The organism is Nonomuraea sp. NEAU-A123, from assembly GCF_018603905.1.
GTDB lineage: Bacteria > Actinomycetota > Actinomycetes > Streptosporangiales > Streptosporangiaceae > Nonomuraea.
Genome location: NZ_JAHFZZ010000010.1, coordinates 203,897 through 226,597, shown reverse-complemented (window position 1 = coordinate 226,597; position 22,701 = coordinate 203,897). Strand labels below are relative to the sequence as shown.

General features: G+C 69.3%; 21 protein-coding genes. 14 read left to right on the top strand and 7 right to left on the bottom strand.

What is annotated here, in order from left to right:
- Positions 1 to 95 precede the first annotated feature (95 nt).
- From KLK06_RS31100 to KLK06_RS61760, 3 genes are read left to right on the top strand one after another with little or no spacing between them, the layout of a single operon-like run.
- Positions 96 to 719 carry a hypothetical protein gene (locus KLK06_RS31100; protein WP_214639215.1) on the top strand — a complete coding sequence of 208 codons (624 nt, stop codon included), beginning with the start codon at positions 96 to 98 and terminating at the stop codon, positions 717 to 719.
- Entirely contained in the window at positions 716 to 1,939 is a 1,224-nt protein-coding gene (locus KLK06_RS31095; protein WP_214639214.1) for a hypothetical protein, read from the top strand. Before KLK06_RS31100 ends, KLK06_RS31095 begins: the two co-directional genes overlap by 4 nt.
- Positions 1,936 to 3,777, top strand: coding sequence for a protein kinase (locus KLK06_RS61760; RefSeq protein ID WP_214639213.1), 1,842 nt, complete (start codon positions 1,936 to 1,938; stop codon positions 3,775 to 3,777). Before KLK06_RS31095 ends, KLK06_RS61760 begins: the two co-directional genes overlap by 4 nt.
- Positions 3,778 to 3,856: 79 nt before the next feature.
- Here the strand turns inward: KLK06_RS61760 and KLK06_RS31085 are convergent, their stop codons facing one another.
- Positions 3,857 to 5,317: a hypothetical protein gene (locus KLK06_RS31085; RefSeq protein WP_214639212.1), complete on the bottom strand. Its 1,461-nt coding sequence runs from the start codon at positions 5,315 to 5,317 to the stop codon at positions 3,857 to 3,859.
- Between the two features lie 194 nt (positions 5,318 to 5,511).
- Positions 5,512 to 6,288 carry a FadR/GntR family transcriptional regulator gene (locus KLK06_RS31080; RefSeq protein ID WP_214639211.1) on the bottom strand — a complete coding sequence of 259 codons (777 nt, stop codon included), beginning with the start codon at positions 6,286 to 6,288 and terminating at the stop codon, positions 5,512 to 5,514.
- An 87-nt stretch (positions 6,289 to 6,375) separates the two neighbouring features.
- Here KLK06_RS31080 and KLK06_RS31075 point away from each other — a divergent pair, with 87 nt between their 5' ends.
- Together KLK06_RS31075 and KLK06_RS31070 are read left to right on the top strand one after the other, a co-directional pair.
- Positions 6,376 to 7,266 carry a carbon-nitrogen hydrolase family protein gene (locus KLK06_RS31075; RefSeq protein WP_214639210.1) on the top strand — a complete coding sequence of 297 codons (891 nt, stop codon included), beginning with the start codon at positions 6,376 to 6,378 and terminating at the stop codon, positions 7,264 to 7,266.
- Positions 7,267 to 7,271: 5 nt separating this feature from the next.
- Positions 7,272 to 8,627 (top strand): APC family permease, encoded by a 1,356-nt coding sequence (locus tag KLK06_RS31070; protein WP_250906278.1) that lies wholly within the window; start codon positions 7,272 to 7,274, stop codon positions 8,625 to 8,627.
- Positions 8,628 to 8,741: 114 nt separating this feature from the next.
- Here the strand turns inward: KLK06_RS31070 and KLK06_RS31065 are convergent, their stop codons facing one another.
- Positions 8,742 to 9,683, bottom strand: a complete 942-nt coding sequence (locus KLK06_RS31065) for a DUF5996 family protein (RefSeq protein WP_214639208.1) — start codon at positions 9,681 to 9,683, stop codon at positions 8,742 to 8,744.
- Between the two features lie 275 nt (positions 9,684 to 9,958).
- Between KLK06_RS31065 and KLK06_RS31060 the strand changes: the two genes are divergently transcribed.
- From KLK06_RS31060 to KLK06_RS31030, 7 genes are all read left to right on the top strand, one after another.
- Positions 9,959 to 10,363, top strand: a complete 405-nt coding sequence (locus KLK06_RS31060; RefSeq protein ID WP_214639207.1) for a hypothetical protein — start codon at positions 9,959 to 9,961, stop codon at positions 10,361 to 10,363.
- A gap of 395 nt (positions 10,364 to 10,758) precedes the next feature.
- Positions 10,759 to 10,998, top strand: a complete 240-nt coding sequence (locus KLK06_RS31055; RefSeq protein ID WP_214639206.1) for a hypothetical protein — start codon at positions 10,759 to 10,761, stop codon at positions 10,996 to 10,998.
- Positions 10,976 to 11,488, top strand: coding sequence for a DUF6879 family protein (locus tag KLK06_RS31050; RefSeq protein ID WP_308168526.1), 513 nt, complete (start codon positions 10,976 to 10,978; stop codon positions 11,486 to 11,488). Before KLK06_RS31055 ends, KLK06_RS31050 begins: the two co-directional genes overlap by 23 nt.
- A 10-nt stretch (positions 11,489 to 11,498) precedes the next feature.
- A complete protein-coding gene (locus KLK06_RS31045; protein WP_214639205.1) occupies positions 11,499 to 12,347 on the top strand; it encodes a helix-turn-helix transcriptional regulator in 849 nt (282 codons plus the stop codon).
- A 61-nt stretch (positions 12,348 to 12,408) separates the two neighbouring features.
- Positions 12,409 to 12,813 (top strand): hypothetical protein, encoded by a 405-nt coding sequence (locus KLK06_RS31040; protein WP_214639204.1) that lies wholly within the window; start codon positions 12,409 to 12,411, stop codon positions 12,811 to 12,813.
- Complete coding sequence (locus KLK06_RS31035) at positions 12,810 to 13,439, top strand: hypothetical protein (RefSeq protein ID WP_214639203.1); 630 nt, start codon at positions 12,810 to 12,812, stop codon at positions 13,437 to 13,439. Before KLK06_RS31040 ends, KLK06_RS31035 begins: the two co-directional genes overlap by 4 nt.
- A 379-nt stretch (positions 13,440 to 13,818) precedes the next feature.
- Entirely contained in the window at positions 13,819 to 14,217 is a 399-nt protein-coding gene (locus KLK06_RS31030) for a hypothetical protein (RefSeq protein ID WP_214639202.1), read from the top strand.
- A gap of 57 nt (positions 14,218 to 14,274) precedes the next feature.
- Here the strand turns inward: KLK06_RS31030 and ilvA are convergent, their stop codons facing one another.
- Positions 14,275 to 15,528 (bottom strand): threonine ammonia-lyase IlvA, encoded by a 1,254-nt coding sequence (gene ilvA, locus KLK06_RS31025; protein WP_214639201.1) that lies wholly within the window; start codon positions 15,526 to 15,528, stop codon positions 14,275 to 14,277.
- A 348-nt stretch (positions 15,529 to 15,876) separates the two neighbouring features.
- Between ilvA and KLK06_RS31020 the strand changes: the two genes are divergently transcribed.
- Positions 15,877 to 16,164, top strand: coding sequence for a DUF1778 domain-containing protein (locus KLK06_RS31020; RefSeq protein WP_214639200.1), 288 nt, complete (start codon positions 15,877 to 15,879; stop codon positions 16,162 to 16,164).
- Positions 16,146 to 16,544: a PIN domain-containing protein gene (locus KLK06_RS31015; protein ID WP_214639199.1), complete on the top strand. Its 399-nt coding sequence runs from the start codon at positions 16,146 to 16,148 to the stop codon at positions 16,542 to 16,544. Before KLK06_RS31020 ends, KLK06_RS31015 begins: the two co-directional genes overlap by 19 nt.
- A gap of 449 nt (positions 16,545 to 16,993) precedes the next feature.
- Here the strand turns inward: KLK06_RS31015 and KLK06_RS31010 are convergent, their stop codons facing one another.
- From KLK06_RS31010 to KLK06_RS31000, 3 genes are all read right to left on the bottom strand, one after another.
- The gene (locus tag KLK06_RS31010; RefSeq protein ID WP_214639198.1) at positions 16,994 to 19,306 is read right to left on the bottom strand and encodes a transglutaminaseTgpA domain-containing protein; all 2,313 of its coding nucleotides are present in this window, start codon (positions 19,304 to 19,306) and stop codon (positions 16,994 to 16,996) included.
- Between the two features lie 77 nt (positions 19,307 to 19,383).
- The gene (locus KLK06_RS31005; protein WP_214639197.1) at positions 19,384 to 20,508 is read right to left on the bottom strand and encodes a DUF58 domain-containing protein; all 1,125 of its coding nucleotides are present in this window, start codon (positions 20,506 to 20,508) and stop codon (positions 19,384 to 19,386) included.
- A complete protein-coding gene (locus tag KLK06_RS31000; RefSeq protein ID WP_214639196.1) occupies positions 20,505 to 22,649 on the bottom strand; it encodes a hypothetical protein in 2,145 nt (714 codons plus the stop codon). The genes KLK06_RS31005 and KLK06_RS31000 overlap by 4 nt, the downstream gene beginning before the upstream one ends.
- Positions 22,650 to 22,701: the final 52 nt, after the last annotated feature.

Sequence of the window (22,701 nt, the reverse complement as noted above, 5' to 3'; positions counted from 1 at the left end):
CGGATTCCGTTCCAAATTCTTTGAAGTGAAGCCCCGGCATGGTCGGCGCGGGATACAGAAGGGATGGGCGCGGACCGATATCCGGGGAGAGATTCATGCCGACACCTGACGACGGCAGCGAGCGGGATGACACCAGGGACGGCCTCGGCCTCCCGAGAGAGCAGCGCATTGGCGTCGAGTCGGGCGAGGACGGGAGGGTCTACGAGACACAGCTGGACCCCATCAACACCGAGGAAGAGTACACCGACTACCTGCAGGATTACGGGACCGGAACATACCCGCCGACCGCCCGGCCACGGGTCTCCGAGACGACGCGCGATGAGTTGCTGACCCGATACCGCGTCGATCCGGGCACCGCGAAGAAGGAGATGTTCATCAAGATCGCCGACTTCGTGGACCCGGAGACCGGGAAACCGCGTCCCGACTCGCCCGTCGAGAAGCTCCGCGCCGACCTGGACCGGCTCAGGGGACTGGGCGGCACACCGAGCCTGGAGGTGCTCGTCACCCGCTCCACACTGACCGAGCGCGACCTGGGCACCTGGCAGGCCGCCACTGACCTGAAGCTGACCACCGACAAGGCGCAGAACAGCCTCAACGGCGCCGTCACCCAGCTCTGCTCGGTTTACGAGGCCATCCTGGAAACGCTCGACCAGACGGTGAAGGCGGCCATGGACGCCGACCAGGCCGTGGCCGACGGCCTGCGCGGGACGGCGACATGACCGGCAGCTATACCCTTTACCAGCTCAGGGACGGCACCCGTCCCTTGCCTGACGACATCGCCACGACCAAGGGTGACAGCGAGAACAGCCAGGGCATCGTCGACCTCATCCGCAACCACACCAACCCGCGGAAGATCGAGGACGCCGGCCACAACTACGACACCCTGGCCGCGAGCTGCGAGGAAGCGATGAAGAACCTGCAGACGGAGGCGCAGCGCATCGCCGCCTCCCTGGGCGGGGAACCCCTGGAGGGCGTCTTCAAGAAGATCGGCGAGCTCCAGAAGGACCTGGCCGCGGTGAACTACAGTGCCCAGACCATCGCCAAGCCCCTCATCTGGTACGGCCGTGATGTGCTGCCCTTCTTCCGGGACAACGTTCCCCAAGTCGGGAGCGCGGGCTGGGACGACGATCTCCGTGACAGTGTGTTCGGCACCGACGGCAACGCGCACGCCCTTGCCCGCCACCATCTGCGGCAGCTCAACAGGTTCATGGGCGTGGTCTACGACAGGATCGCCCCCGAGATGGAGCAGCGCGCGGCACCGCCACCCGGTGCCGGTGTCACTCCCGCGCACTTGCCTGGCCTCGACGGCCTGGGCGGCAACGGCCGGCTCGGCGGCGTCTCCGACCCGTACTCGGGCCTCGGCAGCCCGTACTCCAGCCTGCCCGGCATGGACGATCCCAGCCTGTCCGACGTCGGCGCCCAGAACCCGAGCCTTCCCGACCCCAGCGGTGCCCAGAACCCGAGCGTCCCGACCGTCCCCGGCCTGGACCAGCCCAGCACCAAGACCCCCGACCTCCAGACCCCCGACCTTCAGACGCCCCAGACCCCCGACCTCCAGACACCCCAGACTCCGGATCTGAAGAACCCCGGCGACCTCAAGACCCCGGCCCTGCCCGACACCAAGGCGAACCTGGCCGGCTTCCCGGACACCATGACCCCCGACCTGGCCAACCGGGTGAACACCGGCGTGCCCTTGACCGGCCCGTTGACCCCGTCAGGGATCGGCACCGCCACGACGGCCGCACAGGGCGCGGGCGGGCTGACGGGCGGCGGCGCGGGCGTGCGGGCCGGGGCCGGCGGCATGGGGATGGGCATGTACCCGCCGGGCATGGGCGGCGCCAACGGGCAGGAGCAGGATCGCGAGCGGACCAGGTTCCCGATGATCGAGGACGAGGCGTTCGAGACCGATGACCTGGGCGGTCCCGCAGTGATCGCATGACGGTGACGGAGAAGGTCCGCGGCTACCGGCTCCAGGAGCGGGCCGGGCAGGACGGGCCGTGGAGCGTGTACCTCGCGACGGCCGACCGCGACGGCGCCTCGGTGCTGCTGCGGACGCTGGCCTGCCGCCGGGTGGACAAGCGCAGGCTCAAGCCACTGCTGCGCGGCTTCCGCTTCCCCGACGCGCTCGCCGCCCACCCGAACGTGATCCCCGTACTCGACCTGGGCACCACCGCCGACGGCCGCCCGTACCTGGTGACCCACCTGCCCGGAGGCTGCACCCTGGCCGAACGGCCCGGCCGGAGCTTGCCCGCGCCCCCCGCCGAGGCACTGCGCATCGCCCGCGCCGTGGCGAGCGCGCTCGCCGCCACCCACGCGGCGGGCGGCGTACACGGCGACATACGCCCGGAGAACGTGGTCCTGCCCGAACACGGCGAACCCGCACTGACCGGGTACGGCATGAGCGGCCTGATGTCGCTGGCCGAACTGCCCGACGGCACGTCCGTCTCCGTCCACACCCCACCCGAACTGCTCGAAGGCCGCGCGGCCAGTCCCGCGTCGGACGTGTACGCGTTCGGGTCGATGCTGTACGAACTGCTGGCCGGGCGGCCCGCGTTCGCCCTGGACGGGCCGGACACCTCGGCCCGGTTCGTCTTCGGCGTCCTGAGCGAGGAACCGCCGCCCCTGACGCACCGCAGCCTGCCGCCTGACCTCGTGACCGCCGTCCACCAGGCAATGTCCAAAACCCCCGACACCCGCCCCACGGCCGCCGACCTCGCCACCCGATTCGCCCAGACGGCCCTCCCCACCCTCAAGCTGGTCGCCCCTCAGTCTCTCCTGCCACCGCCACAGACCGGACCGGGCCCTTCGTGTGGCGGACCGCCGCTCGCGCTGGGCCTGTCGCAGACCGGTCCCGGGCCCTTGCCGGGCGCCGGTCAAAGCGGGGCGGGTGCTCTGTCGGCCGGACCGGGACCCCTACCGGGCGCCTCGCAGGCTGGGCCGCCGACGCCGACGCCGACGCCGACGCCGACGCCGACGCCGACGCCGACGCCGTCGGCGCCGGTGGCCGCTGAGGCGTCGGTGCCGCGTGCTCTCGTGTGGACCGTCGACCCCGACCGCTCGGCGTCGCTTCCTGCCCCGCCCCGGCCGCTCTACCCGTCCTCCTACCAGCCTCAGCCGGGTACGGCGGAGCCCCAGACACCGGCGGAGCCACGGCGCAGGAGCAAGAAGGTCCCCCTGTTCATCGCCGGCACCTCCGGCCTGGCCGTACTGATCGGCGCGGTCAGCGTCGCCGCCGCCATGAACGGCCGCCCGCTGACCCCACCGCGGATCACCCTGGAGCCCCAGTCCGCCACAACCGGAGGCACCGCCCCCACGACAACCGCCAACCCACCCGACTCGACACCGCCACCCAGCGCCCTGCCTTCCACCGCGCCGTCCACCGGAGCTTCCACCGCCCGCCCCGCCAAGACCCTGGACGCGGCGGCGATGAGCGCGCAGCGGCCCAAGGACCTCACGCTGGTGACCGACAACGGCTCGACAGTGACGCTGTCGTGGAAGCAGCAGCGCAAGAGCGACTTCCCCATGGTCATCCAGCAGTCTCCCGGCGAGCGCATGATGTCGATGCGGAGCGGCAGCAGCACGTTCACGGTCGGCGGCCTGGACGCGGCCACGGGCTACTGCTTCAAGGTCGGCACGGTGGTGCGGCTCGGCCAGCCGTCGTCCGTCGCCTGGTCACCGTCCCTGTGCATCCGCGGCGCGGTCGAAACCGACCCAGGCAGCCGGTACGAGGAGGTCCAACCACCCATCGTCCTCCCACTGGCCACCCCACCCACCTGAACGATCGGCTTCAGCTATGTCGTCGGGCTGGTCAGGGCCGCCGCGAACGCGAACTCAACGGGCCGGGACCAGTAGCTGATCATGGTGCAGCGGTCGGCTCGCCGCCGGCTCGCTCACGCGCGAGGAGCCCGCCGAGGGCGGCGGCGAGGACGGGCAGCCCGACGACCACGGCCGCGATCGTCAGCCACGGAGTTTCGAAGGGTACCCGTGGTGGTGACTCCCATGTGCTCCTCGCCGTCAAGGGCCATATCAGCAACATCCCGATGGGGCACCCGGCGACCGCGCCCAACACCGTTCCGCACAGCGTGCTCAGCCCCGCATGGGAGGCGCCGAACCACCGGAAAGACGCGGCCGATCCGCCACCGGCCCGCCTCAGCACACGACCCGGTCGCGAACTCGTGATCTTGCCGACCCCGGCGGCCAATGAACCGCAGACGACGATGAGGAGCGCCGCCGCGGCGACGACCAGCCAACCGGTCGAAGTCTGGAATCCCCGCTCGACATAGGTGTTCGCGACGTCGCCCAGTCGGCTGTCGAGCCGCTCCTGCTCGCTCGCCGAGGTTCGATGGAGGGAGGGATCGACGATCAGCTCGTCTGGCTCCAACTGATAGCCGATGTCCCGGACGACCTTCGCCGGAACGAAGATCGTCTCCCTGTGGGGGTCGACGGTTCTGACGACGATCGCCGCAATGGTCTTGCTCGTCAACGGACCGTCGTTCCCGGTCACGTTGTAGTTGATCACGACCGAGTCGACCTTCACGTCGGCGGTCGTGACCACCACGGCCTTGCCCTCGTCGTACGGCGTCGACTGGTCACCCGTGATATACCGCAGCAGCGTCTCGTCACCGATGACCTGGGTCGAGTAGACGGACTCATCCGGCAGGTCGACGTTCTCGGCATACACCCCGAGGTATCGGTATTGACGCGGAATCTCACTTTGGGCGATGGGCACTCCTGGTAACTCCCGCTGGATCGCCGCACGTACGGCACCGGCCTGCTCCGCCGGGAAAGACCGCACCACGAGGGTGCCGGGCCGGGCGCTGGGGGAGTAGGCAGCCCTGTCCTGCGCCGTCATGCCGACCGCGACGATCGTCAGCGCAATGCCGAAGCTCGTCGCCATTGCGGTCATCATGATCGCGGGAGCCGTAGTCGCGCGACGACCGGCCAGGTCGCGGGCCGCCAAGCGAACGGGCAGCGGCAGCCGTTCCGTGCACCGGCCGAGGATTTCCAGCAGCCACGAGGCGAACGGGCCGAAACCGAGAAGGAGCAGACCTCCGCCTATGAGGATCACCAGCAGCAGCCCAATCAAGACGAGGCCGCCGTAGCGCGAATCTTCACGCGCCGACCACGCACCGAATGCCATCATCCCGACGCCGATGAACGACAGGAACAAACCTCCGACCACATATCGCCGGTGTATGCGCACGTGGCGATTCTGTGGGGCTGACAGCGCCGCGACCGTCACAGATGTGCATGCGAACACCGCGGGAATGGCCATGACCAGGCCGATTCGCAGGAGTACCGAAAGGTCGAAGATCATGGCCGAACAGTAGTGAGTTCCAGCCGGCGCCGTACGGGCGAGAAAGTCGAAATAAGGCGCGGCTCCCGGAGCCTGCTCATAAGAGCCGTACTCACGCGCCGAATGGATCCCACCTCCCACGATTACCGAGGCAGTCAGCCTGCCGGGTTCACCACCCGAGATCAATTACCCGGTCGAGGTTCAGTGGCGGGCCACTAGCGGGTGCCGGCCGTAGAGCCGGGCCCGGTTGCGGAGGTCCCTGACCCGTCCGATGTCGGCAGCAGGCCGACGAACATCGTCCGATGCAGGACGTCGACGTGCGCGCGGGCGATCCTGACGGCCTCGACAGGGTCCTGCCGTTCGAGGGCTGTCACCAGGGCCGCGTGCTCCCGGTTCGACTCGCGCAGGTAGTCGAGCGGGTAGGGCAGGTAGTAGCGGTAGAGCTGGTGCAGGACGGGAGCGTAGTGGTCGGCCGCGGAGTCCACGCCGATGGATGAGGCCAGCACCAGGTGGAAGCGTTCGTCGTTGGCGTGGAAATCGGCCCAGCTGGTGGCCTGATCCATGGTCTCGACCAGCGTCTTCAGCTCGGCGAGCTGTTCGGCTGTGACAGCGGTGGCGGCCAGGTGGGCGATGCCGCACTCCAGCATCAGCCGGTGGTCGATGAGGCGGTGGACCTCGGCGGTGGCCGCCCGGTAGGCCTCGATCTCGGCCACCTGCCCGACAGTGGGTGCGTCGGCGACCATGGTGCCGCCGGTCCTGCCGCGGCGCCGTACCAGGACACCCTCCTCGCACAGCGCGATGAGCGCGCGGCGCACGGTGATCTCCCCGACGTCCAGAGCGCGCGCGACCTCAGCCGTCGGCGGCAGGCGCTCGCCCGGTTTGAGCAGGTGCAGGTCGACGGCCAGCGCGATGCGCGCGCGGACGGTGTCGAGCGCGCTGAGTCGGCGAAGCCCCTCCAGGGCCTGGGAGTTGAGCGCGGTAAGGGCCTCCATGGCACTACCGTACGTTGCTTTAAAAGCTCAATATGAGCTATTTTGTCGCCACGGCATAGAAGTGCTGGTCAGAAGGCAGGTTGAGCAATGCGACAGCCACTACCCCTCGCGCTCGCGCAGGCCACTCCGGTTCCCGCCGGGGCACCGGTGTCCCAGTTCGCCGAGCAGGTGGAGGACCTGCTGGCCAACTTCCCCGGCACCCGGCTCGTGGTCTACCCGGAGCTGCACCTGACCGGCAGCCGGGTACGGCCTGCCGAGCGGGACGCCGAGCTGGCCGACGCCGCCGAACCGCTGGACGGACCGCGAGTCGCGGAACTCGCCGCGCTCGCCGGAGACCTGGGCGTCTGGCTGGTGCCCGGCAGCGTCTGCGAGCGCGGCGAGGACGGCGCGCTCTACAACACCGCGCTGGTTTTCTCCCCCGAGGGAAAGCTGGCTGCCTCCTACCGCAAGATCTTTCCGTGGCGGCCGCGCGAGCCGTACCGTCCGGGCGACCGATTCGTCGTGGTCGACCTTCCCGAGCACGGCAGGATCGGCCTGTCCATCTGCTACGACGCGTGGTTCCCCGAGGTGGCCAGGCACCTGGCCTGGCTGGGCGCCGAGGTGATCGTCAACCCCGTGCTGACCACCACCTCCGACCGCGCCCAGGAGCTGGTGCTCGCCAGGGCGAACGCGATCGTCAATCAGGTCTTCGTGGCCTCCGTCAACGTCGCCGCGCCCACCGGCACGGGACGCAGTCTCGTGGTCGACCCCGAAGGGCGGGTCAGGACGGAGGCCGGCGAGGCGAACACCGTCCTCACCGACGTGCTCGACCTCAGCGAGGTGAGCAGGGTCAGGCGGTACGGCACCGCCGGGCTCAACCGCATGTGGTCGCAGTTCACCGACAGCGACGTCTCCCTGGAGCTCCCCCTCTACCAGGGGCGCCTCGACCCCGCCCGATGGACTCCGGACGGCACCTTCCCACCCCCTGATAAGGAGTGATCGACATGCAACCCACCCTGAAGCGCACGCTGGGCCTGCGCTCCGTGGTCCTGTTCGGGCTGGCTTACCTGACGCCGCTGATCGTCCTGGGCATCTTCGGCGTGGTCGCTGAGACCACGAGGGGCGCCTCGCCGTCCGCCTACCTGATCGCGCTGGTCGCCATGCTGTTCACGGCGCTCAGCTACGGCCGGATGGCCGCCGCCTTCCCTGTCGCGGGCTCGGCCTACACCTACGTGCGGCGCACGGTCGACTCGCGGGTGGGCTTCCTGGTCGGCTGGGCGGTCCTGCTCGACTACTTCTTCCTGCCGATGGTCATCTGGCTCATCGGCGGCTCCTACCTGTCGGCGCAGTTCCCCGGCGTGCCCTCATGGCTGTGGATCGTCGCGTTCGTCGTGCTGACCAGCGGGCTCAACCTGGCGGGGATCAAGGTGGCCGACCGGGCCAACTCGGTGCTCATGCTCTTCCAGGTCCTGGTGCTGGCGTTCTTCGTGCTGCTGTCCGTCGGCCACCTGGTCGGCGGCAGGGGCGTCGGCTCGCTGTTCGACCTGGCGCCCTTCACCGGCACCGGCGCCACGCTCTCGACGGTCGCCGCGGGCGCCGCCATCGCCGCATACTCCTTCCTGGGCTTCGACGCCGTCACCACGCTGACCGAGGAGACGATCGAGCCGAGGCGGACCATCCCGCGGGCGATCCTGCTCGTCGCGCTGATCGGCGGCGGCATCTTCGTGCTGACCTCCTACGTGACCCAGCTCGTCCACCCCGGCGGCGCGTTCGCCGACTCCTCCGCGGCGGCCGCGCAGATCGCCGAGACCATCGGGGGCAGCCTCTTCGGCGCGATCTTCCTGGCGGGTCTGGTGGTCGCGCAGTTCACCTCCGGCCTGGCAGCCCAGGCAAGCACCACCCGCCTGCTGTACGCCATGGGCCGCGATTCGGTGCTCCCCCGTCGTGTCTTCGGCTACCTCCACCCGCGCTTCCGCACCCCGGTCTTCTCCATCCTGCTCACCGGCCTGGTCGGGCTGATCGCCGTGCGCATGGACGTGGCCACCTCGACCTCGTTCATCAACTTCGGCGCCTTCACCGCTTTCACCTTCGTGAACCTGGCCGTCATCGCCCTCTACCTGCGCGAGCGCCGTGAGGGCCGCAGGCTCGGGCCGGTGGCGTACGTGGTGGCCCCCGCGATCGGGGCCGTCATCGACCTGTGGCTGCTCACCCAGCTGGACGGGCACGCCATCACGCTCGGCTTGGTCTGGCTCGCCATCGGCGTCGTCTACCTCGCCTACCTGACCCGGCTGTTCCGCGTCCCGCCGCCCGAAATCGACTTCAGCGAGCAGCAGGGCACGGAGTCCGCCTCCCACGCCTGACCTCTCCCGGCGCACTGTGCCCTACGGCAGGTGCTGACGACGGTCTCACCCGAGCCGGGGCGTCGGCATCGCGGAAGTACCCGACGGTGATGGACAGCCCACTTGCGCGGTCCGTCACGTTCCGGCGCGCAGCTGCGGATCGGTGACCCCGCCGGGGCAGGCGAGCCGGGCGATGTCCCAGCCGACGCGCCGGGCTCCGGCCTGGTAGGCACTGTCGTAGAAGGCGAGGACGGCGGCGCGCGGATCGGCCTCGGACCGGGCGTCGGCGTGGCGCAGTACGGCCAGATGGCCGCCTCGCTGCTCGATCCACCGCGCGGCCGCGGGCTTCAGAGGCTCTTTGTCCAGCCCTTCCGGCTCGGGAGCGGTGTAGGAGTAGAAGGCCGGCTCCGTGAAGGCGTCGTCGCCGAACCAGAAGCCCGAGCTGATCACCTCCCGCGAGTACGCTTCCCGCGTCACCGGGTCGGCTCCGGGCGGCTGGTCGATCACGCGGTCGGAGAAGCGGGTGCAGGCGATGTCGAAGGTGTGCCAGAAGTGGTGCACCGGGCTGATCTTGCCCGCGAAGCCCGCGGCGAACTCCTCCAGCAGGAGGTTCACCTGGCTGAGGACCTGCCAGTAGCGGGTGACCTCGACCGGATCGTAGTGCGCGTGCTCGGTGTCGTCGGCGAACGGCCGGTCGGAGTCGGGCAGGTCGAACGGCCGCGGTACGGGGATGTCCACCCGCACGTCCAGGGCCGCCAGTGCCCGCATGGTCTGGTGGTAGAAGGACGCCACCGACTGGCCCGGGAGCGCGAACGACACCGCCCGGCCGTCCACCGTGGAGAGCAACAGCTGGTGGCCGACGAAGTCGAAGTCGATCGTGAAGATCGGGTTGCCGTCGGCCTGCCCCATCGGACGGGTGGTGATCCCTCGCCCGGTGACATGGAACGGCGCGTTCCACCAGTGGTTGCGCCGAGCCGCCGAGGCGAGCCGAATCTTGCCCACTACCTGGCAGAACCGGTGCAGAGTCGCCTTGGTGTCCTGCCACTCGGCCGACGGTACGGCGGTGAACAACTCCATGACGCCATCGTTCCCTCGCGTTCGCGACACTACCCACGCGATGGCAGGAGCCCGACCTGAAGGCAGCGACGCGCGTCGTAGGCGGTGATGCGGTGTCGTGTCAGCGGCCGCGTCAGGACGGCAACGGCCCGGTATCAGAGCGGTCGACGATGGTTGACCCATGAACGGTTCAGCGATCGCGGCCCCAAGGCCGGGCGACCTGACCTGAGCAACCTCGATACCCCTCCACCAGCCGTTCGTCCACTTTAATGTCAGCTTCGAAGGAGCACGCCACCATGTCCGTCACCCTTACCGACCAGGACAAGCTCACCCTGCGCACCGCCGCGTGGGGCGCCGTCTCACTGATGTCCGCCGCCGGTGCCGCCGGCTCGGCCCACAAGGTCGCCACCCACGGCTCCATCGCCCTGACCTCCGCGACCGGCCTGGTCGGGCACGTGCTCACCAAGGCGCCCAAGGGCGTGAAGTACGGCAAGACCGTAGCCGAACTCGCCGACCAGGTCCTGCCCGCCCTGACCGCAGCCATCAGCCTGCTCAAGCAGCAGGACCCGGCCGAGGCCGACAACTTCCGCAGCACCGTCACCGTCGCCATCGAAGCCGCCGCCCACACCCACCAGGGCCAGCCCAGCCCCACCCTGACCGACATGGCGCGCAAAATCACCGAAGCCCTCGACGCGGCTTGATGGGATGTCGACCCGCGCAGTTACACCTGGTCGCCGGGGTCCTGTTCGGACCCCGGCCCATCCCCACCGACCCCGAGTTGCTCGGCGGGCTCTTCGCCTGGCGCGGTTTGAGCCGGGGACGGACCAGAGCTACGCCAACACCTACTACCTTCAGCCTCCTCAGCGCACCAGGTCTGACCTGGTCAAACACAAGACAAAGCTCCAGCTCGCGGTCTAGATCGTGGGTCTGGGGCTTCCTGTTGTTCCGGCTTGATCGCGGGTGTTGTCAGCACCGGTGCTGACGTTGTACTGACACGGCCAAGGGCTACTTTGCTGGCACTCCCTTGACGGTGTTCGCCTCGACGTTCAGGCTCATGAGTGCAAGTTCGAGCACACTCGGAGTAGCGGAGGGCACCATGGCGCTACGGTTCATTGGCATCGATCCGAATACGGACGGGAACAACTGCCCATCCGTATGGGTGGACGAGACGGACGGCAGCATCGTCATCCAAGGGTGGGAACTGACCAATCCGGAAGATCTTGCCCAAGTCGCCGCCCGTAGCCCCATCCCCGACAATGAGAAGGTCGTCCGCGTCCCACGACGCATGGCCAATCTGCTGATGGAGGCGTGCAGTGGAAGCCCTCATGACCTTTGAGGAGATGCTGGCGAGCGCTCAGCGTTCAGCGGTTCACCTGGAGATGCGGGATGCCTACGTACCCGACGACCCGTCGTTCATCGCCTGGCAGGGAGGACCACCGTACGACCGTACGGAGCGAGAGCGTGACTGGCACCAACTCATAGGAAGCACGAGGGAAAGAGACGTCACGGTGCGCCGTGCCCGCATCGTGTCCGAGCCGGTCACCGACTACATCCGTTTCGAGCACTCAGTCACCGACTCAATGAACATCAAGGCGGGAGAACAGGTCAGGTGGCTCCCTCGACGGCAAGCGTCCGACCTACTGCTACCCGGAAACGATCTGTGGGTGTTCGATGACCACCTGATTCGCTTCGGGTTCTTCGCCGGGGATGGCCGCTATCTGGGTGATGAACTGGTCCGGAATCCAGACACGATCAAGCGCTGCCTGACCGCCTTTGAGGCGGTCTGGGAGCGCGCTACTGACCACGCGGAATACAGGCTCGTCTGAATCAGCACACATGCGCACCTCGCCATCTTCAAGTGCACAGCAGGCACGTCAAGGCATAGCTCAGCGCCTACGAGAGATCCGGCTCGACGCCGGGATGACGGCCCGTGCTGTCGCCCAGGCGGCGGGGTGGCATGAGTCCAAGGCATCAAAGATCGAGCATGGTCGAACGTTTCCATCCGAGACAGACATTCGCGCATGGTGCGCTGCTTGTCGCGCCGAGGATCAAGTTGCTGAACTGATCGCCGCCGCCCGCGCGGCGGACCTGATGTATGTCGAGTGGAAGCGGCTCCAAAGCACGGGCCTGCGGCAGCTCCAGCTCTCTAAGATCAAGATGTACGAACAGGTCAGGCATTTCCGCGTCTACTGTTCCAACGTCGTTCCTGGCCTGTTCCAGACCGCCGCCTACGCCGAGGCCCTGTTGTCATCGATCGCCGCATTTCGTGATGCCCCCAACGACATCGCGGAAGCGGTGACGGCACGGGTGGCACGAGCGCGATTCCTGCATGAAGGGGACCATCGCTTTGCAGTGCTGGTTGAGGAATGGGTGCTGCGCAGCCGTATCGGCGACGCAGAGGTGATGGCCGGGCAACTTGGACACCTGCTAGCGATCATGTCGCTTCCGTCCGTATCCCTGGGGATCATCCCCCAGAGCGTCGAACGCCGTATGTGGCCAGTCGAAGCATTCAACGTCTTCGATGACGCGTTGGTGCAGGTCGAACTGCTTGCTGCGGAGATCAACGTCAGCCAACAGTCAGAGATCGAACAGTACATCAAGGGTTTCGATCACTTGTCTGAAATGGCGGTGTATGGGAAGGCGGCCCGACAGCTCATCGCCGTCGCCATCGCTGAGCTTGCTTGATTACGAGCAAGTTCGAGCACACTCCTTGAGTGCTTCTGTAGCCCGTCCCTACGGTCAAGACATGGCAGTCACTCACACAACCGCATCAGCCGAAGACCTGTTGGGGGAGCCGATCCGGGAGGAGGAGGCGGCAGCTCAGAACGATGCCCTCGACCGGGTCCTTGAGCACTTGACGGGCGAAGGCGTGAACGCGCAGCTGATCAAGCGGCTTGTGATCGAGTGCGGTGCGCATCCTGGCCCGTTCGTCGAAAAGCTTCGGTATCCGCCTCAGCTCGTCATCTACGCGGATGCGGGTTGGCGGGTCGCCACGGTGACCATCGGGGTTCGTTCGGGCGCGTACATGGTCGAGCTGGCGCGTGGGGGGCCTGACTACGAGCTGCGGGCCGACCGGGTGGAGGTCGTAGCGGCGTCGGAGCCGGGCCGCGTTGCTCTGCTGGTCGCGCAGAACGCGGGAGAAGCCGCATGACCAGAGCCAAGGTCGGCCAGACGGCGTTCCGCTACCCGTACGTGATCGGGTGGACAGGCGAGACGCAGAACCCTCCACTGACGTGGGTGCCGCACCGTGGTGGGCTGCGGCTGGGCTACGTCGTGCCGCACCGCGACGACTTCCGCGATGGTGTGCTTCGGCTGCGGCAGGGCCAGAGCCGTGCTGGGCGGCCTGACTTCAGGACGGTCAACACGCTGAGGCAGTGGCGTGCCATGGAGAAGCGGCTGTGCCAGGTGTGCGCCCGTTCTGCTGTGGATCGGGCCACGGGGCGGATTTGGTGGCTGCTGTCCTCCGGTTGTGGCGGTGATGGCGACGGCTTCACCAATGCGCCGCCGACATGCCCGGCCTGCATCCCGGAAGCGATCTCCCAGTGTTCGCACCTGCGGCGCAACGCGGCTGTCTTTACCGTGGGCGACTGCTCGCCGTACGGGGTGCGGGCAGATGTGTTTGTTCCTTTCATGCCGCCGTTGGTTCCGGTCGAGCGCAACGCCGTCCTCAGATTCGAGGACTACGACATGCATCACGTGCTCGCCCGTGAGCTGTTGATGCGGCTGCAGGACGTGCAGTCGGCCGTGACAGAAGGTGATGCGTCGTGGACGGCGTAGGCGATGTCCGGATGGGCTTGCACATGCTGCGCATCGGTGTAGGGCCAGTTCCGCGTGTTCGCTGCGAAACGGTAGGAATGCCTTCCTACCGCGCGCTTACGGTGGATGCATGACCGCACGAAAGCTGTCGATCTCGGTACCGCCCGAGGCGGAAGAGATGATCAACGCGGCGGCAGCCGAAGAAGGCCAGCCGGTGTCGGCCTGGCTTGCCGAAAGCCGCTGTGGAGAAGGCTCAGGTCGCTGTCCTGCATGCCCAGGGTCGTGCCGCTGCGCGTGAGCTTGTGGCGGAGTATGAGAGCGAGCACGGCAAGCTGCCCGAGGAATCGAGGCAGCGCGCCCGTCAATTCCTCATTGAGGCAGGCTTGCTGGACGACGAGCCATGGCGAGCGGTCGGGTAGTGCGCACGATCGTCTATGACACCGGCACGCTGTTGGCCGCCGAGCGCCTCGATCTGGACTTTCTCGCCCTGCACGACGAGCTGATCACCGCGCACATCCGCCCCATCGTGCCGGTAGTCGTACTGGCCCAAGCCTGGAGAGGCGGACCGCAGCACCAGATCTCGCGCGTGCTCGAGGGCTGCGATCTCCTCGCCGACGACCAGCGCACCGGTCGTGCCGCCGGCGTCGCCTGCGGTGCCTCGGGTACCTCCGACGTGGTCGACGCGATCGTCGTCGCCACTGCCGCTCAGCACCAAGCCGCCATGGTCACCAGCGACCCCGACGACCTGACCCACCTCACCGACTCCATCGGCGTCAAGCTCCGCCTCTTCACCATCTGACCGCTGTGACGGCCGCCAGGCCGCCCGCACGTCACCATCCGCCTGACCGCCAAGAGGTTAGAGCAGGAAGGTGAACAGCGGTGAGCCAGGCGGGACGCGCTCCACCGTGAGCGGACTGGCCTTCATGCGGAACAGGAGACTGTCGAGATCACTCGCCCGCTCAAGTTCGATGCCGACGAGCGCCGGGCCGGTGTCGCGGTTGTTCTTCTTGACGTACTCGAAGGCGATGATGTCCTCGCCCTCACCCAGTACCTCGTCCAGGAAGTGCCGCAGGGCGCCGGGGCGCTGCGGGAAGGTCACCAGGAAGTAGTGCCGCAGCCCGATGTGCACGAGAGAGCGTTCCAGCACCTCGCCGTACCGGCTGACGTCGTTGTTGCCGCCCGACACCACGCACACCAGCGGCCCTGCGGAGGAGGAGTACGGCACCAGCTCACGGGCCGCTGCTCCCGCGAGAGCTCCGGCGGGCTCGGCGATGATGCCATCGGTCTGGTAGAGATCCAGCATCTCGGTGCACACGGCACCTTCATCGACCGCGACGACCTCGTCGACCAAGTCCTTGACTAGGGGGAACGTGGCGTCTCCCACCCTCCCGACAGCGGCGCCGTCCACGAAGGAGTCCAACTCGGGCAGGGCGAGGGGCCCGCCGTGGTCGAGGGCGGCGCGCATGCTGGCCGCTCCGGCGGGCTCGGCGCCGACGATGCGGGTGCTGGGTGAGTGCTCGCGGAGCCAGACGGCGATTCCGCTGATCAGACCGCCTCCACCTACCGGTACGACCACGGTGTGCGGTGCCTCCCCGGACTGCGCAAGGATCTCCAGGCCGACCGTGCCCTGCCCGGCCATCGTCCTGACGTCGTCGAACGGATGCACGTAGATCGCGCCGGTGTGCTCGCTGTCGGCATGCGCGGCGGTGCTCGCCTCGTCGTACGTACCGCCGACGACCACGACCTCCACCCGGTCGCCGCCGAGTGCCGCGATGCGCGCGCGCTTCTGCCGTGGCGTGGTGGACGGGACGTACACGCGCCCGCTGATCCCGAGACGCGCGCAGGCGAACGCTACTCCCTGCCCGTGGTTGCCCGCGCTCGCGCAGACCACACCGCGCAGCCGCTCCTCCTCCGTGAGCGAGGCGATCAAGTTGAACGCCCCGCGCACCTTGTAGGAGCGACAGACCTGCGCGTCTTCGCGCTTGAGCAGCACCTGCCCGCCGAGCAGGTCAGACAGTCGCTGGTTCGGCTCCAGCGCGGTGCGACGCACCACCGGCCGCAACCGTTCGGCCGCGTCGCTGATCATCGCGGTGGTGAGACGGTCGGTCATGCGTACTCCAGGCACAGCGGTTGATCCAAGGGATGTTAGCAAGGCGTCGCATTCTAGTGACGACGGCAGCCGAACAGAGGATCACTGGGGACGGCGCCCGTCGCCAGGCGAGCACATAGGTCACAACGATCCCAACAGCCCGGGCGATTCCCGCAGCGTCCGCCTTCTTTTCGCAGGTCGGCGGCAATCTACCGGTCCGCTGAAGTCCGTGGGAGTGCCCTGTTGTCCACCCCTGTTGCCGTCAGTATCGCCGTCGGAGGTCTAGATCTATCAGCCGCACAGGCGCCCGATGAAACCTCCGCGCGAAAACGGTAGGACCGCCTTCCTACCGTGCGCTACGGTGGATGCATGACTGCACGGAAGCTGTCGATCTCGGTCCCGCCTGAGGTCGAAGAGACGATCAAGGCGGCGGCAGCCGAAGAAGGCAAGCCGGTGTCCGCCTGGCTGGCCGAAGCCGCTGTGGAGAAGGCTCAGGTCGCTGTCCTGCATGCCCAGGGTCGTGCCGCTGCGCGTGAGCTTGTGGCGGAGTATGAGAGCGAGCACGGCAAGCTGCCCGAGGAGTCTAGGCAGCGGGCCCGTCAGTTTCTCATGGAGGCCGGCTTGCTGGACGACGAGCCATGGCGAGCGGTCGGGTAGTGCGCACGATCGTCTATGACACCGGTGCGCTGTTGGCCGCCGAGCGTCGCAATCCGGACTTCCTCGCCCTGCACGACGAGCTGATCACCGCGCACATCCGCCCCATCGTGCCGGTGGTCGTACTGGCCCAAGCGTGGAGAGGCGGACCGCAGCATCAGATCTCGCGCGTGCTCAAAGGCTGCGACCTCCTCGCCGACGACCAGCGCACCGGCCGTGCCGCCGGCGTCGCCTGCGGTGCCTCGGGTACCTCCGACGTGGTCGACGCGATCGTCGTCGCCACTGCCGTTCAGCACCAAGCCGCCGTGGTCACCAGCGACCCCGACGACCTGACCCACCTCACCGACTCCATCGGCGTCAAGCTCCGCCTTTTCACCATCTGACCGCTGCGGACGGCCGCCAGGCCGCCAAGGGCGGTGGAGCGGGCTTTGCTCGGTTCCTGCCCGGGTGGGGTCGGGCATGGCCAGGGGGCCGTACGCTGGCCCGGCGATGGGGTAGAACCTGCCTTGCCCGCCGTTCTGCCCCGTGGTCCCCTGGTCTTGCCCGACGCGGGCCCCGACCTGGGTAGGTGGTTGAGCGGGCCGTCGCGCTCGCCTAATCAGAGCAACGGCCGTGACGTCTGGCAGCAGCCCCAGCCCACGGGTCAGATGCTGGGTGAATAACTGAGTGACAATCGGCTCGGTAGGCCGAGAACGCCGCACGGCAGGGCGCGCATCGGCACTTTCCAGTTGTATGTGCCGCACGGGTGCTGTGCTTGTAGGAACGACCTGCTTCGTTCGGTCAGTGAAGCCGTGAGTGTCGGGATCGGGAAGGACATGGAGGCGGGGGCAGCTCAGCGGAGCAGGGAGCCGGGCGCCAGGCGGTGCGCGAGGCGGCGTGGTATCGCGACCTTCTGTCTGACCAGCACGTCGACGTCCGCGTAGTGCCGCCACGCCGTGTCCGCCACCGCCTGGTCCACGGGGGCGTCGCCGAATCGGGTGAGGTTCGCCAGGTTCGCCAGTTCCGTCAGCGGGTCGTTAGCGTGGGGGCCCAGTGCCGTCACTCCCAGTGTGGCCACCTCCCGGGCCGTCAGGACGCCCGACGAGGCGGGAATCCCGGCGGTGCGCAGCCGTATCACTGTCTGTCGCCACGCGCCGGCCACCCGCGCCTGCGGATCGCCCGCCCGGCGGCGTCGGCGGCGCAGGGGCGGCAGTACGGTCACCGCCAGCAGGTAGCCGCCCAGCAGGCCCCCGAGCAGTGCGCCCGCGATCGGCAGCCAGGCGATCTCCGTGTCGTGCCCGTCCTTGTGGGCGGACGGCTTTTGCGTGGGTTGGTGGGGCTTCGGTGTCGGGGCGGGTTTCGAGTTCTCGCTGCTGATCTCCTGTTCGACCGCCTGGCGCTGCTTGGACACGCCCTCGGCGACGTCGCCGCTCTCGCCCGCGTGGCTGCGCGCCGGGGTCGGGTAGAAGGGCACCCAGCCGATCCCCTTGAACTCCACCTCCGCCCAGGCGAGCACGTCGCCCGCCAGCACCTGCCGTACGCCGCCGCCCTGCGACTTGCCGGGGCCGAAGCCGACGACCACCCGGCTGGGCAGGCCGAGTGAGCGGGCGAGCAGCGCGTACGACGCCGCGAACTGCTCGGTCGTGCCCTTCTTCGCCTCGGTGAGGAAGAACTGGATACTGCGGTAGCTGTGCCCCGGCGGGGAGTTGACGTCGTAGTCGGCGTGCTTGCGGAGGTAGGCGGCCAGTCGTACGGCCTGCTGCATGGGGCTGGTGGCACCGGCCGTGGCCTTGCGCGCGATGGTGGCGAGGCGGGCCCGTTGTGGTGCCGTACGGCCGTCGGGGCCGTTGGGCAGCGCCAGGGCGGCCTGGTCGGGGGCGGGGACTGCCTCGCGTAGTTCCGCGGCGTAGTAGCGGCGGATGCCCGAGATCACCCGGTACGTGGAACCCTCGCGAGCAGCGGCGGCGGCACTCGCCAGCATCCCGGTCGCGGGGTCGGCCATCAGGCCGGTCGTGATCGGTGCGGTGAAGCTCACCTGCTGCGGACGGTCCGCCGCTGGCAGCCAGGGCCCGGCCAGCTTCTGTAGCGTGAACTGCTGCTCGACGACGTCGCGGGCGCCCGTGTCGCCGTCGCCGGGGACCCGGCCGCCCGTTGGCAGGTAGCCGGCGCTGGAGGTCCACGTGACGCCGTCGAAGCGATCCAGTACGGCCAGCCGCCAGTTCGCCTCGGCTGTGGATCTGACGGTGAAGAGCTGGCGGTAGGGGTTCTGGAGCCAGGCCGACACCTGGTCGAGCGGGCTCACCCCGGCGAGCGGGCGCGGTGGTGGCTGGGTCACCAACTGCCGCACGTCGTACGGCTTGGCGGCGAACGGCAGCACCGTCCCGGCCGCGACGGCGACCAGCACGAGGCAGGCCAGCAGTGGCAACCCCGCCACGATCGTCCTGACCGACCGGGCCGCCCGGACCAGTGCTAGCACGAGCGCAAGCCCGACGAGGATCGCCGCCGACGGCAGCCGCGAGCCGGGACCGGCCACGCCCAGGACGACGGCGGCGGCCAGCACCGGTACGGCCGGTGCGACCGGCAGCACCACCGCCCTGGTCCGCAGGGCCAGCTCGGCCCCGGCCACCGCCGCCGCCCACACCAGGAAGTGCGCCAGCACGATCGTCCTGCCGTCTCCCTCGGCCGGCAGAATGGTCGTGACCAGCGCCTTCCACGAGTCGCGCACGCCGAGCAGCGCGGCCCGCACACTGGCCGGGCTCGGCAGGAACCCGACCAGGGCCTGCGCCCTGAACAGGGTCGCCGACACCGCCGTCAGCCAGGCCAGCAGATTCATGGCCAGGGACGCCCACAGCGGCAGGACCCTGGCCAGCGCGTACGCCACCGCACCCGGCACGACCGCCGCCACGGCCACCACGGGGATCAACGCGCTCAGGGCGAACACCCCGTCGAACGCCAGCCCGGCCGTACCCGCCAGCAGGACCACGACGACGACCGACACCACCCGCCGCCACTCAGGCACCCGCGACAGCGGCGCGGCCTCGGTCGTCGCGGTCCGGACCCCCGGCGAACCGGACCGCAGGCCCAACGCGGACTGCACATCCGGCGTGGGTCGTGTGGGCGGTATGCCCGGCGGGGTGGGGTGCGCGCCGGGTTGTGTGGGTGGCATGTCTGGTGGGGTCGGTTGTGCGCTTGGCGGGGTGGGGTGCGCGCCGGATCGTGTGGGCGGTATGCCCGGTGGGGTGGTCAGCGCGGCCATGCCGCCGCCAGTTCCGCCAGGTCGCCGATTTCGATGACCGTCACGCCGGGCACCACCGGCGGGCCGTCGTCGGGGGAGGAGGCGCCAACCCACACGCAGACCACCTGGTCGAAGCGGCGGCGCACCGACGCGACCCCCGTCAGCGCCGTCCGCGCGCCGGTGACCAGCACCAGTGCCCCGCCGGAGCCCGCGCGGCGCACCGCGTCCACCGGCGCCTCCGCGTCGGCGGCGCGCTCGACCAGGGCCAGGCGGTCGAGCACCGTCTCGGCCTCCTCGGCGCCGCCCTTGGCGGACAGGAGTTCGCCGGCGCCGGTCAGCAGGCGTACGGGGAAGCGGCGGCGGGTCGCCGACCAGGCGACCGAGGCGGCCGCGTCCACCGCCAGCTCGAACTCGTCGTCACCCGCGTACGCCCCGGCGCGCGTGTCGAGGATCGTGGTCGTGTACGGCAGGCTGACGTCCTCCAACTCTTTCACCATGAGGGTCCCGGTGCGCGCCGTGGACCGCCAGTGGATGTGCCGCAGGTCGTCGCCGATCACATAGTCGCGGACCCCGTTGAAGGTGATCGTGCCGCTCGGCGACCGGGAGGCGGAGCCGTCGAGGTGGCGTTGCCGACCGGAGTTCAGCGGCTCCAGCGGCACCGTGCGCGGCCTGACCAGCAGCAGGTCGGCCTGGCCGTACGAGGTCGTGCGCCGGGCCAGGCCGAACGGGTCGGCCCGGTCGAGCCGCAGCGGGCCCACGGGCGTCTCGCCGCGTCTGCGGGTGGGCAGCCGGTACGACACGGTGCCGGTCGAGTTCCTGGCCAGCGGCGGTACGTCGACCACGATCGCGGTGTCCCGGCAGGTGTCGTGGGCCTCGAGGCCGTTGCGCCGCCAGCGGCCCCTGTTCGTGACGCGCAGCAGGGCGATGGCGGCCTCGCCCCTGGCGACCTTGACGGGCGTGACCTCGCGGCGTACCTCCAGCCGTGGCCGTCGCAGCGTCCACAGCAGACTGGCGCCGACGGCGGCGATCCCGCCGGCCGACAGCGCGCCCGCCTGCTGGTAGCCGAGCGGCGCCGCCACGGCGTACAGCAGCACGGAGGCGGCCAGGGTGCCCCAGCCCGCTCTGGTGATCATTCGCACTCCCAGAGGGGGGCGGCGGGGAATCCCCCCTTTGGGGTGTCCATCAGCACGTCATTGAGCCAGCCGCTGCCCGCGCTGGACTCCACCTTGTTCCAGACGTCGCTGCTCAGGCCCGTGTCGGTGTCGGTGTAGCCCGCGCCCTTGGTCTGGCAGATCACGGTCATGGTGATGTACTCGTGCACGGGGATCTTGCCCGACTCGCCGGAAGCCGACGGCCCTGGTCGGATGAGGGTGTTCCGATTGTCGTTGTGCGCGTTGCGGAACTGCGCCGACGGCGGCTGCAGCCCGGCCTTGGCCTCGGCGCGCTCCTGGCCCTCGCCGGCGTCGTTCTTGGCGCGCAGCGTCCAGGTGTAGTCCTGGCCGTTCTTCAGCCCGGTTACCTCGGCGCCGGTGCCGTCGAGCGTGCCGGGGTGCTGGCCGGGGCCTTCGAGGACGTAACTGACGCCGCCGTCCTTGGCGTTGTCGGGGGCCGACCAGGTGAGGTCGGCGCCGTGGTTCTTGCCCTTGGCCTCGAAGCTCGCCGGTCTGCCGGGTGCGACGCAGGGCCGCACGGGGATGGTGGGTTCGGAGACGGACTCGCCGCCGTCGTACTGGGCCGCGACCCGGAAGGTGTACTCCTGGTCGCACCGGCCCCCGGTCACCCGGAACTGGAAGGGGCCGTCGGACCTGACCCGATCCGGGGTCACGTTCGCGCTGCCCGGGGCGCCCTTCAGTGTGTAGCCGGTGGCCTTGCCCTGGCTCGACGGGGTGAAGACGATCTCCATCCAACCGGGCCCCGAGTTGGCGGTGACCGTGCCCGGCGGGCCGGGGGTCTGCGTCGGGGTCGGCGTGGGAGTCGGGGTCGGGGTCGGGGTGGGGGTGGGGGTGGGCGTGGCGGTGGGAGGCGGGCTGGGGGTCTCCGAGCGCTTCGTCTCGGTGGGCGTCGGTGTTCGGGTGACCGTCACCGTGGGCCTCGACGTGGGCTGCTGGTTGCTCTGCCGGGTCGGGACGGTCGTCGGGGGCACCAGGGTGGGCGAGCCGGTCGGTACGGGCAGCGGAGTAGGGGTGTCCTTCTGGCCGAGCGCCTCGTCGTACTTGCCGACCCGATGCGCCCTGCCGTCCTGCTCGATGACCAGCGCCGTCTCGCTGAACTGGTCGTTGACCCAGAGCAGCCCATCCTTGACGAACACCTCCAGCGGCCCCGCCTTGCCCGTGACCACCTTCTCGGGATCGAACCTCTTGGCCACCGTGTCGTACACGATGAGCCGTCCGGTGCTCTCGTCGGCGATGTACACGCGGCGGCCGAGCGCCTGCGGTGGCCCGAGCTTGCCGCCCTTCACCGAGACGGTGCTGAGCGCGCCGCTCGCGGTGTCCACGAGCACCAGCGCGCCCTGCTTGGGCGCGAGCATCGGGACGATCGTGGCCTCCGCGACGGCGGGCATCAGCATGCCGCCGCGCCCGGCCTCGGTCACCGTGCTGGGCAGGCTCACCGTGAGCCGGGTGCCCGTCGGGCCGATGACCATCGCCGAGGCGGCGGCGGAGTTGGTGACCAGCGGCACCCCGTCGGCCATGGTCAGCGTGAGCGGGTCGCCGGGCTCGCCCACGGTCACGGCCTTGCCCTGCTGCGCGCCGTTGATCTGGGCGAGCGTGCCTGCTTCCGGAACGGGCACCCAGAGGGTCCCGTTCTTGTCGATGCCCGCCTGGCCGAGCGGGGCCTTGAGCGTGATCGCGGCGCCGATCGTGTCCACGGTCAGCGGGTTCACCTGCTGGACGGTGCCCGCCCGTGGGTCGATCGCGTACGCCTTGCCCGCGCCCATCACGAGCTGCATGCCCCCGGCGCCCAGGCTCTTGCTCTGGGCGACCTCGAGCTGGGTCGGGTCGATGCGGCTGACCTGGCCGGTCGACTCGTCGACGACGAGCACGCTGTTGCCGTCCTGGACCACCTTGAGCTCGTCGCCCTTCGCGGCGGCCAGGTCCACCCGGCCGTCGACCTGGCCGGACAGGCCGTTGGCGTGGACGACCTCACCGTTGAGCGCGCTCGCGAGCCAGGCGCCGATGTCGGCGAGTTTGGGCCGGGCGCTGGACACCCCCGTGCCCAGGAAGAATCCGATGCCCGTGAGCACGGCGACGAGCGCGAGCGCGACGAGGCCCGCCATCCGCCGTCGTGCTGCCTTTTGCCACCGAATGGCCACCAAATTCACATCCCGC